At 51.0% G+C, this 18,829-nt stretch carries 13 protein-coding genes; 2 read left to right on the top strand and 11 right to left on the bottom strand.

Going from position 1 to position 18,829, the window contains the following annotated elements:
- Positions 1-18: 18 nt before the first annotated feature.
- The 3 genes from AB4876_RS00410 to AB4876_RS00400 all read right to left on the bottom strand — a co-directional run bounded on the left by AB4876_RS00410 (position 19) and on the right by AB4876_RS00400 (position 3,329).
- Positions 19-1,623 (bottom strand): GMC family oxidoreductase, encoded by a 1,605-nt coding sequence (locus AB4876_RS00410; RefSeq protein ID WP_368379683.1) that lies wholly within the window; start codon positions 1,621-1,623, stop codon positions 19-21.
- A gap of 63 nt (positions 1,624-1,686) precedes the next feature.
- Positions 1,687-2,010, bottom strand: coding sequence for a 2Fe-2S iron-sulfur cluster-binding protein (locus AB4876_RS00405; protein ID WP_368379682.1), 324 nt, complete (start codon positions 2,008-2,010; stop codon positions 1,687-1,689).
- 62 nt (positions 2,011-2,072) lie between these two features.
- Complete coding sequence (locus AB4876_RS00400) at positions 2,073-3,329, bottom strand: cytochrome P450 (RefSeq protein ID WP_368379681.1); 1,257 nt, start codon at positions 3,327-3,329, stop codon at positions 2,073-2,075.
- A gap of 444 nt (positions 3,330-3,773) precedes the next feature.
- Here AB4876_RS00400 and AB4876_RS00395 point away from each other — a divergent pair, with 444 nt between their 5' ends.
- Positions 3,774-6,545, top strand: a complete 2,772-nt coding sequence (locus AB4876_RS00395; protein WP_368379680.1) for a winged helix-turn-helix domain-containing protein — start codon at positions 3,774-3,776, stop codon at positions 6,543-6,545.
- Between the two features lie 97 nt (positions 6,546-6,642).
- Here AB4876_RS00395 and AB4876_RS00390 read toward each other — a convergent pair whose 3' ends face one another.
- The 8 genes from AB4876_RS00390 to AB4876_RS00355 form a co-directional block, all read right to left on the bottom strand.
- A complete protein-coding gene (locus AB4876_RS00390; RefSeq protein WP_368379679.1) occupies positions 6,643-7,182 on the bottom strand; it encodes a hypothetical protein in 540 nt (179 codons plus the stop codon).
- Positions 7,183-7,322: 140 nt separating this feature from the next.
- Complete coding sequence (locus tag AB4876_RS00385; protein ID WP_368379678.1) at positions 7,323-9,743, bottom strand: TonB-dependent receptor; 2,421 nt, start codon at positions 9,741-9,743, stop codon at positions 7,323-7,325.
- A 241-nt stretch (positions 9,744-9,984) separates the two neighbouring features.
- Positions 9,985-10,815: a metal-dependent hydrolase gene (locus tag AB4876_RS00380; RefSeq protein WP_368379677.1), complete on the bottom strand. Its 831-nt coding sequence runs from the start codon at positions 10,813-10,815 to the stop codon at positions 9,985-9,987.
- A 378-nt stretch (positions 10,816-11,193) separates the two neighbouring features.
- Positions 11,194-12,360 (bottom strand): acyl-CoA dehydrogenase family protein, encoded by a 1,167-nt coding sequence (locus AB4876_RS00375; protein WP_368379676.1) that lies wholly within the window; start codon positions 12,358-12,360, stop codon positions 11,194-11,196.
- Positions 12,361-12,489: 129 nt separating this feature from the next.
- Positions 12,490-13,734 (bottom strand): acetyl-CoA hydrolase/transferase family protein, encoded by a 1,245-nt coding sequence (locus AB4876_RS00370; RefSeq protein ID WP_368379675.1) that lies wholly within the window; start codon positions 13,732-13,734, stop codon positions 12,490-12,492.
- Positions 13,735-13,780: 46 nt separating this feature from the next.
- Positions 13,781-14,983 carry an acetyl-CoA acetyltransferase gene (locus AB4876_RS00365; protein WP_368379674.1) on the bottom strand — a complete coding sequence of 401 codons (1,203 nt, stop codon included), beginning with the start codon at positions 14,981-14,983 and terminating at the stop codon, positions 13,781-13,783.
- A 2-nt stretch (positions 14,984-14,985) separates the two neighbouring features.
- A complete protein-coding gene (locus AB4876_RS00360; RefSeq protein WP_368379673.1) occupies positions 14,986-16,437 on the bottom strand; it encodes a zinc ribbon domain-containing protein in 1,452 nt (483 codons plus the stop codon).
- Between the two features lie 168 nt (positions 16,438-16,605).
- On the bottom strand, positions 16,606-17,517 hold the full coding sequence (locus tag AB4876_RS00355) for an SDR family NAD(P)-dependent oxidoreductase (protein ID WP_368379672.1): 912 nt from the start codon (positions 17,515-17,517) through the stop codon (positions 16,606-16,608).
- Positions 17,518-17,871: 354 nt separating this feature from the next.
- On the opposite strand from AB4876_RS00355, the gene AB4876_RS00350 reads away from it, so the two are divergent.
- Positions 17,872-18,720, top strand: a complete 849-nt coding sequence (locus AB4876_RS00350; RefSeq protein ID WP_368379671.1) for a MaoC/PaaZ C-terminal domain-containing protein — start codon at positions 17,872-17,874, stop codon at positions 18,718-18,720.
- Positions 18,721-18,829 lie beyond the last annotated feature (109 nt).

The following is an 18,829-nucleotide window of genomic DNA, read 5'->3' as shown; positions in this document are numbered from 1 at the left end:
TGAATTACGCGCCGTCGCTTAAGCAGTAACACCACTGATAATCATGTCAGCTGCTTTTTCGGCAATCATCATTGTGGGGAAGTTGGTATTGCCGCTGATAATCTCCGGCATAATCGACGCATCAACAACCCGCAGCCCCTGCACCCCGTGAACACGCAATTGGGCATCGACAACCGCCATGTCGTCGCTGCCCATCTTGCAGGTGCCCACAGGGTGGTAGAGCGAGTTAGCGTGCTGACGAATATACTGATCCAGACCTTGGTCATCATCGCAGTGCGAGCCAGGTCCATATTCTATTCCGCGAAAATCATCATAAGCAGGCTGCGCAATAATTTTGCGCGTTAATCTAATTGCATCACGCAGGACTCGCAGATCGTCTGGGTCAGTAAAATATTGAGGATCAATGGCTGGCGCTACGCTCGCATCGGCAGATTGTATTTTAACGGTTCCAACACTGCGGGGCCGACAGCCGTTCATCACCGCCATAAAGCCTTCTTCTTGTATTATGTCGCGGCCATGATCGTTATACATAATCGGCACCGAGTAGATTTGCAAATCTGGATAGGCTAAATCCGGTGAGGTTTTAAGATGCCCCCACGCCTCCAGCGCCCCAACAGAGGTCGGCCCAGAACGAAACAGCAGATATTTACTCAAGGCAGAAATCATCGCCATCGGCTTTAAATCGGCCAATAGTGAATAGGGTTTGGTACTGCGCTGTTTAACGGCAATGGCGATATGATCTTTTAGGTTTTTACCCACCCCTAACAACGGCAGCTTGAGCTCAATTCCATGAGGCGCTATATCCGCAGGATCACCAATCCCTGATAACTGCAAAACTTGCGGGCTATTGATTGCCCCGCCGCATAATAATATTTCGCGGCGCGCGGCGAGTTGCTGAGTTCGACCGCGACGAACATACTCCACCGCCGTGGCTCGGCCATCGCTAACGACCACCCGCTTAACTAAAGCACCGGTAATTACGTTTAAATTGGGTCTGGATAATACTGGCTTTAAATAACAGGCCGAGGCGCTCTGCCGCAGGCCATCGGCGTAATTGCCCTGCATTTGCGCCATGCCGTGTGGATCGCCGCCATTCATGTCTTTATTAAAAGGATGGCCCGCTTGCACACCGCCGTCTATCCACGCCCGCGAACTCGGGTTCATGCTGTCCATGGGTGTAACGGTAACGCCAACTGGGCCGTCGACACCGCGCTGTTCAGGATTACCGCCCGGCATACGCTCAACTTTTTTAAAGTACGGCAGGCAATCTGCGTAGGACCAATTTTCATTGCCTAAATCTGCCCAATGATCGTAGTCGCCAGCATTGCCCCGCGACACCACCAAGCCATTAATTGAGCTAGAACCGCCAAGAACTTTACCCCGTGGGAAATACATGGTGCGCCCGCCCAAACCCGGCTGGGCGATGGATTCGTAATTCCAATTTCCCCTCCCAGATTTCATCAAGGGGAAAAATCCGGCGGGCATTCTATATAAAAGATTACTGTCTTTGCCGCCAGCCTCCAGCAGCACAACATTTACCGCAGGGTCAGCACTTAGCCGATTAGCCAATACGCAGCCCGCAGAGCCCGCCCCCACAATGATATAGTCCGGCGTAAAATTCATTATTAGTATTCCTGTAGTACAAGGCCGCAAAGCTACAAAGGCAACAAGCCTAATTCACACTAATTAGTGCTGACTCTCGGGCATGGTCAACACCAAACCGTCCAGTTCGTCGCTCATGACTATCTGGCAAGAGAGACGACTGCTTGCGCCGGAATTGTCTGTTAAAGACAACATATCTTGCTCTATGCCTTCTTGCGCTCCGCCGGTTTTCGCCAACCAAGTTTGATCCACATAAACATGGCAGGTGCCGCAGGCGGCAACGCCACCGCAATCACCATCAATCCCTGGCACTAAATTATCTAGCGCCGTTTCCATCGCAGACACGCCGCTTTGGGCCTCTACGGCGTATTCTTGTTTGTCTGAGGTAATAAAAATGAGCTTTGGCATAATATTAAATCCAGTCAGTATCATTATTCGCAATGTTAAAAAATATGCTGCGCGCCACTACGTTAAACGTGTAAGCGCACCTGCATATCAATAAAACCATTGATTAAATTAGACGGTACACGGGTCGGCTCACCAACCACTTCAATACGGGAGTAACGCTTAGTAGCTTCTTCCCAGAGCACTTTAAGCTGTAGCTCGGCCAATCTATTGCCCAAGCAACGGTGGATACCAAAGCCAAATGACAAATGCTGTCTAGCCCGGGGACGATCGGCGATAAAATCCATTGGCCTATCAATAACTTCGTCGTCGCGATTGCCGGACAAATACCACATCACCACCTTATCGCCCTTGCGAATTTGCTTGCCGCGAAACTCTACGTCTTCTAATGCGGTGCGGCGCATATGGGCAATCGGGGTTTGCCAGCGCACAATTTCTGGCACCATTCTCGCTAACAGACTCGGGTTATTTTTTACTTTGGTAAATTCATCGGGATAAAGGTGACAGGCCAAGGCGCCGCCCGACATAGAGCTGCGCGTGGTGTCGTTGCCGCCCACAATAAGCAACACCAACATGCCGAGAAAATCGGTGGCGGTCAGGTCTTGCATCGTTGGTGCATGTGCCAACATGGAGATCAAATCTGGCCGTGGCGGCAGCGCCTTGCGCTCGTCATAAAGCCGCTGAAAATAAGCCAAACATTCAAGCAACTCCGCTTCACGCTGCTCCCAAGAATCCACTAAGCCATAACCCGGACGAGTGGTAACGATATCTGACCAGCGCGTCAGCTTACGGCGATCCTCCAGCGGAAAGTCCAACAACGTGGCCAACATCATGGTGGTGAGTTCAATCGATACCAAGTCAACCCAATTAAACTCTTCGCCAATGGGCAATGAATCTAATACCTCGCTGGTGCGCTCCCTAATCAACTTTTCAAAGCGCAGCAAATTCTGTGGCGCCACAATGGGGCTTACCGCCATGCGGTGAACGTCGTGGGTTGGCGGATCCATACCCAAAAAGTTGGGCAGGTACATTGCGCCGTCTACTGCATTAAGGGTAGTGTCATCAAGAACAAAAGCACCAACGCTCACGTCCGACGAAAACACTTTGTGATTGGTGTCGATATCAACAATATCGCGGTATTTGGTTATTGACCAATAGGGCCCATAAATACTGTCTTTACAATAATGCACCGGATCTTCGCGGCGTAAACGTTCAAAGTAAGGGTGCAGGCCATTGCGTGCAAATAGCTCAGTTTGACTAACATCAAAATCTTCTAGCGGCAGCGACTTGGCGAGTTCGGCATCTATGGTATTGGCGTTCATATCAGTACTCCTTTGGCGGCTGGTAGACCGCGTCTTTATTTTTTATCAGTCTATTGGCGAAATCTGCTCGCTAACCCGTACCTAAGGACGGGCGGCGCAAAATATTCTCAACATTCTGCGAATGTTCAGCTGAAAGCGATTGCAACAGCGCGCTATCACGTAGCCCCAGCGCTGACACTAGCAAATGCGTCGCCAACAACATCAGGGGGTTTTGAACCAAGCAACGTTAGCGCCGACACTTAAATAACGCAGTTGTGATTAAGCTCGCAGTCTATGGCAGCTTTAATTACCATAAGCCGTACTTTAGGAGGGCCTAGCTAAAGACCAAATAATAAAGGATGGGGCGTGGGCGCAAAATGCACGATGGCGAAGTAAAAAAGGCCGCCACGATCAAAAGCGCCCTGTTTGGCCATAATGCACGCACAATAATAAGAGGATAGAGTCTTGCCCAATAAAGCTGCCCAATTTCGCCGCACTGCCGAGCATATCGACCAGCAAATAGGCCGCAATGAGCCGCCAAATTTCCTGTTTCAAAGCCTGCGCATTCCCGTTTTAAGCAATATACAAACGCCAAGCGGCTTACGCGCCAAATGCTTAAGCGCAGTAGCACCCGTTGGTTACGGCAAAACTGTACTTATGTCGATGCTACTCGCCGATCTTCGCCACGCGGGTAAACAATGTCTGTGGCTGTCACTCGACGAACGCGACAATACCGTCGAGAGCCTAATAAACGAACTTGGTTCGATCTTGCGCGGCGACAAAAATCAAGCCCACCCTACCCAAGCGCTCTTTCACGGCCACGAGCCCCGCGACACCAGCATCGACAAACTGCTTTCGATACTGAATAGCCACCCCCTCGCCATCACGCTCTTTATTGATAATTTGCATTTTTGTCGCGACGAATCCCTAGGCCTGTTTCTTGATCAGCTACTTTTTAAAACCCGCGCAAATGTCCAGATCGTATTATCCAGCACCGAGGACTTACCCTTAGACTACCCCCGCGCGCAACTCGAAGGCCTGGTTCAACAAATCGGCCCCAAAGAATTAAGCTTTAGCCAAGAAGACGTTACTAGCCTATTCGGCGATGCACTATCAAGCCAAATTGGTGAACAAGGTGTTGCCGAGGTCACCCGTAAAACCGAGGGCTGGCCGGCTGCGGTGCGCATGGCGCAAATTATATTAAGCCAAGCGGAACAGCCACTAAGCGCGCTCGCGGCGTTTTCTGGCTCAGACGAATCACTCGCGCAACTATTAAACCGTCAGGTGCTATCAGGCTTTTCGGCCGAGCTCCGGCAATTTCTGCTCGCTGTATCTCAGTTGCGCACCTTTAATATGGAGCTGTGCAGCGCCGCCATTGGCGGCGATCACGTGGCAGAGCATTTAAACGACTTAATTGAACGCAATGTGTTTGTTATTCCGCTGGATCGCAATCGCAGCTGGTACCGCTTACATGGCTTATTCCGCGACCATCTACTACGCGAAGCGAGCCTTCACCTAAACAAGCAAGACCGCCAAAACATTCAGCTGCGGGCATCGGCATGGTGCCAGCGCAATCAATATTGGCGCGATGCCATTAACTACGCCTTAGATGCCGAATCTAGCAGCACGGCCATGCCGATATTGGAGCAAATCGCACCCTCGTTTGTACGCGATCGCGGCGCGGTATTGCAATATATTCGCTGGATCGAAATTCTCCACGACGAAGGCAAGCAAGTCAGTTTAGAAGCAGAATACTGGTTTGTTTGGGCGCTGGCCTTTCACCGCCGCTACGAGTACGCGCGCAAGCAAATCAATAATCTCTACCAGCGCATGCAGGGTCAGCAAAACAAAAACAACTCCGCTAGCGAAACTGAGTTGCATCGTCGTATTGCAATATTAAGAACCTCGATCGACAGCCTTAGCGACCAACTCGAAGACGCCTACCTCGGCGCCAAACAATGGCTAGACAGTGCCGGTGCCGACTGTAATGACTCCTTTAATTTAACTGCCGCCAACTGCATTATTGGCTGCTATTTTATGAACACCTTCCACTTCAGTGATGCCCGCCAGCATCTTCAGGCGGCAAAAGAAACCGCCTACCAAACCAATAGTAGCTATGTCGATGGCTGGGTTCATGCCTACACCGCCCTAGTGGGAATACACGAAGGTAATTACGCCAATAGTTATACCGAAATCGTTTCTGCGCTGACCACCACCCGCGGCGCGCTAGGCGATGAATCGGGTATTTGCGGAACCATGGCGCTGGTGGCCGCCCGCTGCGCGGTGGGCATGGGACTAGACCAAGACGCCCATCAACTCCTCGCCTTCGGCATGAAAACCGCCCGCACCCACGGTTTTCTTGAGGCCGCTGCCAGCGGGCTCGAAGCCGCCGTATTACTCTGGCAAGGCCACGGCGACGAGACCATATCGCTAAGCAGTATGTGGGAGGTTGCCAACGCCTACCCTACTCGCCTCTCGCTTATGCTGTCGTGCTTTCTTATTAAACGCCTTATTGTGTTGGGGCATATCGACGAAGCCTGCGCTGAGGCGGAGCGCGCCGGTCTGCAACGCGCGGTAGAATCATCGAACCAACGGGGGACAAAGGCTATGGCCATTCCGTTGCTCGTCACCCTAATCAACAGTGCACTGATCGACCTCGATTTGGCACTTGGTCGCCTAAAGCCAGCAAATACCTTAATAGGCCAAGACCTTAAGCGCGCCAAAAAACAAAGCTGCAATGCTAGGCAAGTCGAACTCGAACTGAATAGCGCAGTCATCGCTACCCAGAATCAGGATTACACCTTGGCCGTGCGCCATATTACCCGCGCCCTGCGCATTGCCGCGAGCCGACGCATACTCAGGCCATTTATCGATCAAGTTGATGTGCTACACGCCGTCATCAGCGCAAGTAAAGCCTCGGCCTGGGGTTTTGTATCAGATCAGGAACGGCAATTTTTTGCCGAAATTTGCCGTTTATTACCCAGCGATGATGCGGATGATGCTAGTGAAATTGCGACAGAGAATGAGCAGCCACGCCTGCTTGGCAAGCTCACCGCCCGCGAGCTAGAGCTACTCGGCTTTATTGGCGCCGGCCTAAGTAATCAACAGCTCGCCGACCGAATTGACGTATCCTTAACCACCGTTAAATGGCATTTGCAAAACTTGTACGGCAAGCTTGGGGTGTCGAGTCGCACCGCTGCCTTGGCTAAAGCGAGAAACCTTAACGTAATTCCCTGATGCAGCCAACAATAGTCTATTGAGTAATATTGTTGGCTGCGGCCTGCCCATCTAAATTACAAGGAAGCTCATTTGTTTGGCAGCCTGAATGAAGACCTTAAATATCGAGCTCAGTAACGGCTGTCAGAATTTCAGGCATTATTTCTGCTGGCGACAGCGCGGGAGTAATACTACCCAAGCCAACAAGCTGCCCCCCAAAGAAGGCATCGAGACCGAGTAAATCCAGATCCAGCCCCGAGGAAACAAGTGGAATAGCTGGCAGGATAAAAATGGATTCTGACAATATCGAATTTCCCGCCACTAAGAACTCGACTATTCCGAGTGGATTTTGATAAAGCACCTCAGCTCCTGGAACAAAGCCAAAAATCAATTTAGAGTCTAGCCCCGTTGGCACCTGCGCCAGCGGATCACCAAGAATCTGCCCCATCTCTGCCGTCAATAATCCAGCCTTACCAAGCGCGGTATTTGCGGGCAGCACATCACCGCCAGGCAGAGCACCCAAGATCGACAGTTCGCTGCCGACGATATCGCCACCAGCCAGTAGGTCACCCAATACTGGGATTTGAGCCTGCGCTAAAGCCAAAGGGGCTGCCGACATTATCGAGACCAAGCCAAAACCTAATAGTGATTTATTCATTATGATTATCCCTCTCGTAATTTTCAAAAATTCTCATTAGCAAAATGCGCAAAAGCCTCATCTGACCGCAGTCTCTGCGGTCGCTAAAGTCATGTTTATTAAAATCGACTTGCTTATACTTCGTTTCATCGCGTTAACAATTACTCAAACATCAGCCCATAATCCCACTTCAAGCGCACACCATAGAAGCGCGGCGCAGCCAAGCTTACCGTGCGGCCGAAATCTGACTGCATAATAGTTGCGAAGTAATCTTTATCCTTAGCGTTATCAACATAGGCGGTGACTTGCAGGCCAAGTGGATCATAGAAGTAAGTAGCCCGAGCGCCCCAAACCTCGAATTGGTCCTGAATAAAATAGGGTGAAGCTTGCGGTGTGGTGTTGTATTCACCTTTATAGGAATAATCGACAGCAAACTCTAAATTGCCGTAATCACCAAGTTCAATAAATTGATTCAAAGAAATACTTGAACTCAATTTTGGCGTTCTCACTACAGAGTTACCGGTGAAGTCTCGTGGTTCCTGCAGAGGAATACCGGTCAAATTATCTGGGCCAAAATACAAGCCAGTTTCATCATCAAAACCCGATCCATTTTTATAGTCGGTGTATTTTGCATCAATATAACTGGCACCACCGGTTATCGCTAAACCAGGATTCCAATCCGGCATGGGCTGCCACTGAAAATCTAACTCGGCGCCGTCCGACACTGCCTCATTGGCATTTGAGAAGCGAACAATACCGCCCGAGGTAAACGACACAATCGCAGTAACGAGGTCCTTGGCGACTGAACGGAAAATAGCGCCATTTAACTGCAGCTCACCATCCAGCATTTCAGATTTAAAGCCTAGCTCAAACGCCGTTGCTTCTTCGGCCTTAACAAGGTCCGGCGGGGTAAAGAAGTTAACAACGTTAAAGGTTGGGCTCTTATAGCTTCTCGACAGCGACGTATAAAATTGCACGACATCACTCGCAAAATACTGGCTGGCAATACGCCACGAGGTGGTATTGGCATCGACCTCTTTACCCTCAAAGCTCAGCACCCGCGTATTTCTGGAAAAATCATTGCCCTCATAATACTCCGGCGGCGGGTTTCCACTAGTCGTATCCACTAGGTCTAAGTAGGTATCACCGATTTCTCGGTGTTCCTCTTGATACCGCGCACCCACTGTTAAGTTAAAACGTTCATCAAAGGTCCAAGTGCCCTGGAAATACACCGAATCGGCAGTGGTGTCTAATATCCCTGTCGACTGCAACATAACTTCGTTATTGGCGGTAAGTTCTCGCAACAAGGTTGTAACCGTGCCGCTCAATGCCGGTGGCAGCGCATTGGTTATAGCCGGAGTCACTAATCCCGTATTAACAGTAAAAAACAATCGATCAAAGCCCGAGGATGCCTCTAAGTGATAGAGGCCCGCCGCCCACTCTAAATTATCACTCAGCCAGGTTTCTTCGTTAGAAGTAAATTGCAGTTCATAGGTATCCTGTAGCGATGGCTCGTTATATACAAAGAATGTAGCCCCTGAACTTGGGGTACTATCGTAGTCAAACTGGCCCCAATCCACGTCAGTCTCGATATTTGACGCAGTAAATTTCATATCAAATGGACCTGGGCTCCATTCAAAAATCGCCCCATAAATATAATTTTGAGTGCCGCTGCCACCCTCAAAGTCATTCTCTAGACGCCGATCAGCCTTGGTTTCTGAGCCGTCTCCGCCGGCCAGAATCAGGGCAGGACGTGTATTTTCCAGCATCAGCGAACTGCCATTGAACTGATTGATATACGAGCCAATTACTGTAGCGCTCATAAAATCGCTGATATCCCAGCGAAACTTTAATCGCGCGCCCTCGTCCTTATCCTCCCGCTCTGGCCCAGGGACGGTCTCACCATCAGGGCCGGTTAAATAATTGTGCGCAATGATATCGCCACGATTTTGAAACAAAGACACCGTTGCCCCGAGCCCACCAACAAGGTTGCTGGCACCATAAAGCTGATAGCCCCGCCGCCCATAATTTCCGATATCCGCCTTAAGAGTGCCTGCAATAGGCTCACCTTCTGGTGGCGGATCTGCGGTAACGATGCTAACCGCTCCGCCGGTGGCATTTCGTCCAAACAGTGTCCCTTGCGGGCCTTTAAGTACTTCAACCCGCTGAACTGGACCGAGCGTATCATTCTTTCCACGTGTGGCAGGAATATTGATCCCGTCAATGTAAGTTGCAACAGAAGGGTCGGCGCTGGGCAAAAATGCATCGCTACCCACGCCTCGTAAATAGATAACGGTGTAACCGTAAGTGTAAGTAAATGTGAGCCCGGGGGTTATTTTTTGAAGGTCTGAGGTATTTTCAATACCAAAGGCTTCCAGCTTATCACCGCTGAACGCGGAGATAGCAATTGGAACATCCTGTGAATCCTCTTCGCGCTTTTGGGCCGTGACCACCACTTCCTCGAGCAATCGGTTACGACTGCCCTTCTTTCTCTCGGTATTTTCATCGGCGTGAATTTGGCTGCTCATACATGCAAGCATCGACGCCATTAGCACCACACTGCAGTTATTCTTACTAGACATTTTTATTCTCCTTAAAACATGAGAATAATTGTCGTTCAAAAATGCCACCAAAAAACCGTACTAAAGAACAGAGTTATTTAATTTGGAAATAGAATTATGGATTGCTTAACACACGATGTGTTTGGGGGGCCGTCAGTTTCACGCTAAACCATATTGCACAATATCGAATTGTTATTATTAGCCGGCTTAGCGTGTCACTTCAATTTAGTGAGTTTAAACTTAGTTTGGAAAGCGTCCAGGCCTATGCCGAAGCCGGCCCCCACTTTTCTTCAGCCTGCGCAAGTACCTTCATAGACTCCCTAGGTTCCGCAGCATTTACGGGATCATAGCTAGGATGAAAAGTTTTTAGCAACCTAGGCACTATGTATTTAGCCATTCTGAAGCTAACACCTAGCATCCGCAGACGACTTTTCCATGGGTCTGCTATTTTCCCTGATTTGCGATCTTCAGAAATTATATAGAATGCCGTCTTAAACATGTATTTGAGCATATGCGGACCTGCATATACGATTCCGAATAGGCGATACCAATAGCTGCTATACAATTTGTGAAATAGCTTAAAAGCGACATGGCGGTGTTCATATTCTTCTGCCAAATGCCAGCGCCACAAATCTAGGGTGGGGTCACACACTGATGGCGAATCCAGCTCTTTAGCGCCCTCCAAAAAATAACACGCCACAATCAACCCCAAGGTTTCAAAGCCTTCGGTATAAGCAAGACAGAATTTATGGCTGCGAGTCTCAGCAAACCCCCTATAGTCGGCCTGCATTTTCTTTTCCCGCTCGGCTAGTTCTGGGTAGCCACTCGCGCGCAATTTAGCATTGTATCGCGCGTGATTTTTAAAATGCCGAGTCTCTTGCTGAATAAAGATCTTACAGTCCTTAATTAGCTCAGCATTTTCTTCGTTATCCTCTAACATTTCTATGCCAGCGCGAACTGTGCGATTTAGAAAAGGCTCTAGATAAGGGAGGTAGGTTGACGAAGCATTCCAGAACTGGGCGAACTCTGGGGTATCTGGCGTCCAATGCAACTCAGAATCAGTATAATCAATGTTTACATGCCGTACTTTCATATCACCCACCCGCCATCCATTTTGAGGACAAAAAGCCAATAGCCCGCGATGCTTATCGAGATCGAATGGCCGAAATTGCGCATACCTAGGAAATAAAGAATTCGCGCGGCACAAAATTGACTAAAAACTCATTATACACATGTAGTTCGCTTGCACAATATTACCAAGCTGCACTATATGACGACCTATAATAATTTAACGCCATGGTCCAAACCACGAGCATCACAGAGACAAGCCCCCAATAAAAAAAGCCACTCACACCCTGGAACCTACCAGTGTGAGTGGCTAAGATTTAACGCTTATTGAACTTCAAGTAACGCTGGGCACTAAAGCAGTACCCAGCAATTGCGCGCTATTGGCAGCTGAACATTTACAAACTTAGTATGACTTAGGCATTCCCAGAACTTTCTCGCCGATATACGACAAGATCATCTGCTCGGTAACCGGTGCAATCCGCGGTAGAACCGACTCGCGCAACAAACGCTCCACATGGTATTCCCGCGCATAACCCATACCGCCGTGGGTAAGTACTGCTTTAGTACAGGTATCAAAGGCAGCGCGGGCACTAAGGAACTTAGCGGCGTTGGCTTCGGCCGCGCAGGGCTGGCCTTTGTCGTATAAATCCGCAGCGCGCAAACACATCCAGTACGCCGACTCTAGATAAGTCCACGCTTCGGCAAGTGGGTGCTGAATACCTTGATTTTGACCAATGGGCCGACCAAATACCACCCGCTCTTGGGCGTATTTGGCAGCTTTGTCTAGCGCTGAACGACCAATACCAATCGCTTCAATACCCACCAGAATACGCTCGGGGTTCAAGCTGTCGAGCAGGTAGTAAAAGCCCTTGCCCTCTTCGCCGATACGGTCGCAGTCTGGAATGAAATAATCGTCGATATAGGTCGCATTCGAATCAACCGCGTTGCGACCCAGCTTTTTAATACGGCGAACTTCGATTTTGGTACGATCGAGATCGGCATAGAACAAGGTCATGCCATCGGTGGGGCGTTTGCAATCTTCTTTTGGCGTGGTCCGCGTAAGCAGCACAATTTTATGCGCTTCTTGGCCAGTAGATGTCCACATTTTGCGACCGTTAACAATGTAACCGCCTTCCACTTTTCTCGCGAAGGTTTTAATACTGGTGGTATCCAAACCGGCATCTGGTTCGGTTACGCCGAAGCAGGCTTTCTGCTCGCCCTTAATCAGGGGCACCAACCAGCGCTTTTTCTGCTCTTCGGAGCCGTGAACAACAATAGCGTGAGGCCCAAATAAATTAATATGGATTGACGAGGCCGCAGACTGACCACCGCCGCTGGCCGCCACCGCGTGCATCATAATCGCCGCTTCGGTTACTCCTAGGCCTGCACCACCCAGCTCTTCCGGCATGGTGATACCCAACCAGCCCGACTTGGCCATTGCACTGTAAAACTCCTCAGGGAAGCGCGCTTCTTCATCGCACTCCATCCAGTAGTCATCGGTGAATTCCGCGCAAATTTTACGTACGCTTTCGTCAATTTCTTTGTGCAGATCAGTGAGATTTATATCCACGGCCTGTGCCTCTCTTTAACAATCGTATTGATAATCTTACATGCAAATAATGTTAGCATGTATATCGTTCTATTGCGAATTATGTGTGCTAGTTTTCTCTGCGCCAATCGTACTTTTCACCGCGAATACTTACACCAAGAACCGCTGCTCAAATTCGGTATAAAGCCGGTCGCGGTGGTTTGGATGAGCGATTGCCACCAAGCGCTCGGCGCGGGTCACCATATCTGCACCGCGCAAATACGCGCTGCCATACTCAGTAACCACCATATCAACAAGATATTGCGGCACCGAAACCGGCACACCGCTACCCAACTGGGTAACTATACGCGACTGCTCACCGCTCGGATCGGCAGCGGGCAAAGCGATGATCGAACAGCCATCGTGTTGCGCTCTGGCGCCGGCAGCAAAATCCGGCAAGCCACCGGGGCCGCTAACAAAGCGCCCGCCCAGCATTTCGGCATTGGCTTGACCAAATAAATCCAGCTCCATGGACGAGTTCACCGCAAACAGCTTGGGCACTTGCGCTAACACTTGCGCACTGTGGCAGGCTTCAACGCCGCATATATTCAGCTTTTTGAATTCTGGCAAGCGACGATAAAACGCATTGCTACCTAAGGCGACAATACTGGTCACCGTCGCATCAAGATCCAATGCCCCCGCATCCAATAATGACACAATGCCATCGCTGGCCATGCCACTGTGAATACGCAGCTGACGATGATCAGCAAGTGCCGCCATCAACTGATTAGGAATTTTACCCAGCCCACACTGCAGCGCGGCGCCATTGGGAATTAAGGCGGCAACATGTTCCGCGATTGCCTGAGCGACCGCATTGGGCTTGCCAGGGTCGTAAGTTGCCAGTGGCAAATCACTCTCGCAGTAGGCTTCAATATCGGCCATCGCCAGCTTAGGCGAGCCCGCCAGCACCGGCACATTAGGGTTTAGCACCGCTAATACGCGGGGCTTGCGACTAAGCAACTGAGGCAAAAATTCGCCTTGCAAGCCCAGCGAGCAATAGCCATCGCTATCTGGCGGCGAAACCTGCACTAGCACCGTGTTAATCACGCCGTCGCTGCACAAGTGTTGCAACGTAGCGGTGTAAGACATAGGCGCAAAGCGCACATGGCCTGCAGCCAAACTTTTACGGAATCCGCCCTGCATAAAACCGACGGTCATCCGCCGGTTTTCGTTAGCCAAATTGCGCGGGTTAACCCCAGGAATAAAGCTGCAGTAAAACTCTGCACCCGCGGCAAGCTCCGGCGTAGTTGCCAGCAGCTCGGTCACCGCAATGGGCTCGCCCGCGCTACCAGAAACAAACACTTTATCGCCCGCGCGAATTGCGCCGGCCAGCGCTTCAACAGAAACAGCCCTCATACCCTTTTCTCCAAACCCGCTCAGTCTGCCGCAATAATAATGCTGATTACACGCCTTCTAAACCGACGATACTGATTGCACACACACCGTTATAGGGTACGCCACCAAGATTGTGGCTTAAGCCTAGTTTAGGATTCGGCAACTGGCGATCTCCCGCCCGGCCCTGCATTTGCAAATAGTGTTCATACACCATGCGCAAACCCGATGCCGCAATGGGGTGACCAAAACACTTTAGACCGCCGTCGATCTGGCACGGCAATTCACCGTCGGCATCATATACGCCATCGAGTATGTCGCGCCAAGCTTGACCGTCAGCAGAAAGACCCAGGTCTTCCATGGTGACAAGCTCGGTAATAGAGAAACAGTCGTGTACTTCGACTGCACTTAGCTCTTTGCGGGGATTGGTGATGCCCGCTTCTTTATACGCGGCCTTGGCGGCGTTGCGGGTATTTGGCACATAGCTGCCATCCCAGTCTTTAAAGCCCTGCTCGCGACCGGAGCTGGCCGACAACTGCAAAGATTTGATGGTAACCAAATTGGTTTTACCCAGCGAACGGGCAATCTCAGGCGTGGTGACTATCGCGCAAGCCGCGCCGTCAGACACACCACAACAGTCGAACACACCGAGCGGATCGGCGATCAGTGGCGCGTTCAAAATGGTTTCCATGCTTACCGCTTTACGCAGGTGAGCCTTAGGATTTTTAGCGCCGTTCTGATGGCTCTTCCAAGACACCCGCGCCATCGCCTGCTTTAGCACGTCTTTCTCAAGACCGTACTTGGTGCGATAGCCCGCGGCCAGCTGAGCGAAGCCTGCTGGCGCAGAACCGTAGGGCATCCACAAATCGTTGAACGTGCCTTTCGGCATATGAGGCAAGCCACCATAGCCGGTGTCTTTTAATTTTTCAGCGCCTATAGCGAGTGCAATATCCACGGCGCCAGAGGCCACCGCATAGGTCGCACCGCGCAGGGCCTCGGTGCCGGTAGCGCACATATTTTCGACGCGGGTTACCGGAATACCGTCTAGACGCAGGGCGGTAGAAAGCGGAATCGCAGAGTTACCCACATTAATTTTGTCGGCGGCAGAGCCATACCAAACCGCGCCAATACGCGCCTTTTCAATACCCGCGTCGGCCAGCGCTTCGTTAAACGCCTCGGCCATGAGATCTTCAGAACCGGCGTCCCAGCGCTCGCCAAACTGGCTGCAGCCCATGCCGATAATTGCGACTTTGTCTTTAATTCCTGTGGCCATGTTTACTCTCCTGCGGCGCTAACGATGGGGCGTGCTTTCCAGAAATAACGGCGATAACCGCGCATCTTGTCTAACTCTTTAATGCGGAAGGTCATTTCCAGCGGGGTGCCAACATCGATGCCCTCGGGGCCAACATCAACAATTTCCATTAACATCCGCGCGCCATTGTCGAACTGGGAAAGTCCCATATACAGCGGCGGCGATTGTGAAAACATCAACCAGTCAGCGGTAACCGTGAGTACCTTGGCCTTTTCGTCGGCCAGCGGCGCGGGCGATTGCGTGTCGAAGGCACCGCAATTAACGCAGTTAGGCAAGCGCGGAAATTGAATGGTGTCGCAGTCGCGGCATTTGCCGCCAACAAATTCAAAGGTTTGATCGGCCACGCGGTACTGCTGAGTCAGTGCGGTTTTTTGGTCCGTCTCCGAACGCATGCCCCACTCAACCTCAATTTCGCCAGAGAAACTGAGCATCTTCATATACGCGGTTTCTTCGTGGCGGCGCGCCAAATTACCTGCCAAACCACTGCGACCGGTATCACTGCCCTTGGCTCCCATTTCAAAGGCGATCACTTCACAGCCTTGGGCAAAGGCGGCAATAATAATTAAATCGCCCGCCTGTGCCCGCTCTAGGGCTTCGGTCAGCAGCAGCAAGGAATGCGCTGCGCCGGTGTCGCCCACGTTATTACGCAGGTCTGGCAGCACGGCCGCATCGGCAATACCAATCTTTTTAGCAGCAAAACCATCGGCGCGGGGACCACCGCCAGCCAAGCCAAAATGCGCAACATCGGCAGCGGTTTTACCTAGGCGCTGCAACAATGCGTTTACCGCTTCCGGTACCAATTTGCCAACACCTTCATCGCGAATCCAACGCTCTTCCCAAGCGTATTCGTAGTCAGAGTTCGACTCCCGAAAATGATCTACAAAAGGCACAGACAAAGATTCGCTACCCAAATAAGTGGCCAGTAAATCGTCGCCGCTGCCCAGCAATAATGCCGCAGCACCATCGCCAAATAACATTTCTTGAGCACTGCCAAGCTTGGTTCGGCGTTTTTCGCCGGCCACCAATAACTGGCTACCGCCGCTCTGGCAAGCGTGGCTAAGCGCGCTCAGGCCAGCGCGGGTAGATGCGGTCTGATCGCTGGTCGCAACATTGCGCGGCGCGCCCAGGGCGCTAGCGATCAAGGTCGCGTTTTGCACATCGGCAAATGGCGCGCTAGTACTGGCCAAACAAAGCCGCGCCAAGGCGTTTACATCTTGGCCGCGCAAACAATCCCGCGAGGCTTCAACAGCCATGGTAATGACATCTTCGTCCCAAGAGCAGAAGGCTTTTTCGCCCTTGCCCAAACCACGTAAACCGGGCAGTGCCCACGCATGTGCCTTGGCAATTTCGCTGCGCTGCATCCGTCTTGCTGGAATATAGGCTCCAAAGGAGCGAATCCCGATTGCTGTACTCATATCTCTCTCCAAAGACACTGCCAGCGACTATGGCTAACAGGGCGATCTGTATTCTGGTCTTAAATTTGGGCTTAAATTAGGTAGTAGGCTTGGGTATTCATTGAAGCTTTGCGCTAGGCGCTAACCTCAATATTTACGCTGCACGCCTGAACAAATTTCGATTTTGACCTACACCGGATCCCAGCTGAACACGTCCATCGAACGCTCAAGGGGGTAGAAATCGCCTTTAAACATGGGGAACACGCGATCAATAATCGCCTCGGCACTGATACCGGCTTCATCGCCAATATGGGCAGTGCGGATTGGCCGCGGCTGACTGAACAAATACACTTCATTCGCGCGCGCGCCAAAAATCTGACCACTTACGTGGGCGCCTTCATCTGAGATAAGTGCGCAAATCAGCGGCGCTATTTTGTTTGGTTCCATGCGTTCAATGACTTTCCAGCGCGCCTCGTCTTCCTCGGTTTCGCGGGGAATACCGTTCATCACCATTGGCGTCATTGCAAACGGTGCCACACAGTTAGAGCGCACACTAAAGCGCTGCATATCGAGGGCTACCGACTTAGACAGACCAACCAAGCCCATCTTGCCCGCGGCGTAATTTGCCTGACCAAAATTACCAACCAAGCCCGAGGTTGACGTCATATGCACCATTGCACCACTGCCCTGCTCTTTCATAAATGGCGCAACTGCACGCGCCGTGTTGAAACAGCCCTTAAGGTTGACCTGAATAGACAGGTCCCACTCATCTTCGGACATTTTGTGAAAAATACGATCGCGAAGAATACCGGCATTGTTAACCAGGCCATCCACCCGGCCCCAAGCCTCAATGGCGATATTGACCAAATTCACGGCCTCGGCCATCAAGCCAATATTATCCGTAGACGAAACAGCTTCACCGCCCGCCTTGCGGATGCTCTCGGCAACCAGCTCGGCAATCGCGACGCCGTTGTCATCTTTAGCCAAGTCGTTAACCACCACTTTGGCACCTTGTAATGCACAATACTCGGCAATGCACTGCCCCACACCGCGGCCTGCACCGGTAACAATAACGACCTTATCCTTCAGTAAATCTGGCATGTTCACTCCCACGCTGGCTATCGCTTACCAGCGCTATAGGCAGACTGGTAGTTCGATGGATATTAAGTTACATTGCTAATTGTTATCTAGCTTATAGTATTTTGTTAGATATTGTCTAGCTGCACTACTGTGATTAAACAAAAAGATCGCCATATTGCACATATATAGCGCGATTAAAGCGATATAAGCTCGACTATGGAAAACCACTTATTTATTACGCATACTAACCTTATAAACATGGCGACAGCGTAAACCAGCGCACAGGGCAAGCACGCAAAACCGAATTTGCCAGCAGAAATACAGCGCGAAAAAAGACAGAACCTTATTTTGGATTATTAGGAAGAGCATCCCAATATGAACCTACAAGCCCTACTGGCACACAAATTTGACGCCAAAACTGTCAGCTACGATGACCGCGACACCATGCTTTACGCCCTCAGCTTAGGCGCAGGCGACTCCCACCACATAGAACAAGACTTAAATTTAGTCTACGAGAAGAACCTAGTATGCCTACCAACCATTACCGCAGTATTGGCTCATCCTGGCCTGTGGATGACAGCCCCACAATTTGACATCAAGCTGGTCAAACTACTGCACGCCGAACAGCGCATCGACTTCTATCACAGTATTCCGCCAAGCGGCGAAATTAGGGCCGAATACCGCGTGTCGGCGATTATTGATAAAGGCCCAGACAAAGGCGCCTTTATGCATTTCGACAAAGACATCTACAACACCGCCAATAACGAACTACTGTGCACCGTGCGCGCCTGCTATTTGCTGCGTGGCGATGGCGGCTGTGGCAGCTTTGGCGAGGCCCCCACTGCACTCGCAGCTGTGCCAAACGGCCAGCCAGACATCACTAGTGAAATTGTTATAGATGAACGCGCGGCACTGTTTTATCGGCTCAATGGCGACCGCAACCCATTGCATGTCGACCCCACCATTGCCAAGCAAGCCGGCTTTACTAAACCCATACTTCACGGGCTCTGCGCCTACGGCGTCGCCGGCTTAGCGCTGACCCGCGCAATAGACGGCGACGTAAACCGCATCGCCTCAATTGGACTGCGCTTTAGCGCACCGGTATACCCTGGCGAAACACTCATCATCGAAGGCTGGCGCAGCAACACAGGAATACACTTTCGCGCCACCGCCAAAGACCGCCAGCAAATTGTACTAAACAATGGGTTTATGGGTTTACGTTAAATAGATCGGCCCCGCCGCGCATCGACAACTGCCACTCGCTGTCATTCGCTACGGGCCTCATTCCTAATTCGTTACAAGCTGCCATTCTCCACATGTAGTCAAGTCATTC

It is taken from the genome of Zhongshania guokunii (assembly GCF_040892635.1).
GTDB lineage: Bacteria > Pseudomonadota > Gammaproteobacteria > Pseudomonadales > Spongiibacteraceae > Spongiibacter > Spongiibacter guokunii.
Note: the sequence above shows the minus strand (reverse complement) of the source record. Positions and strands in the feature narration are given on the sequence as shown.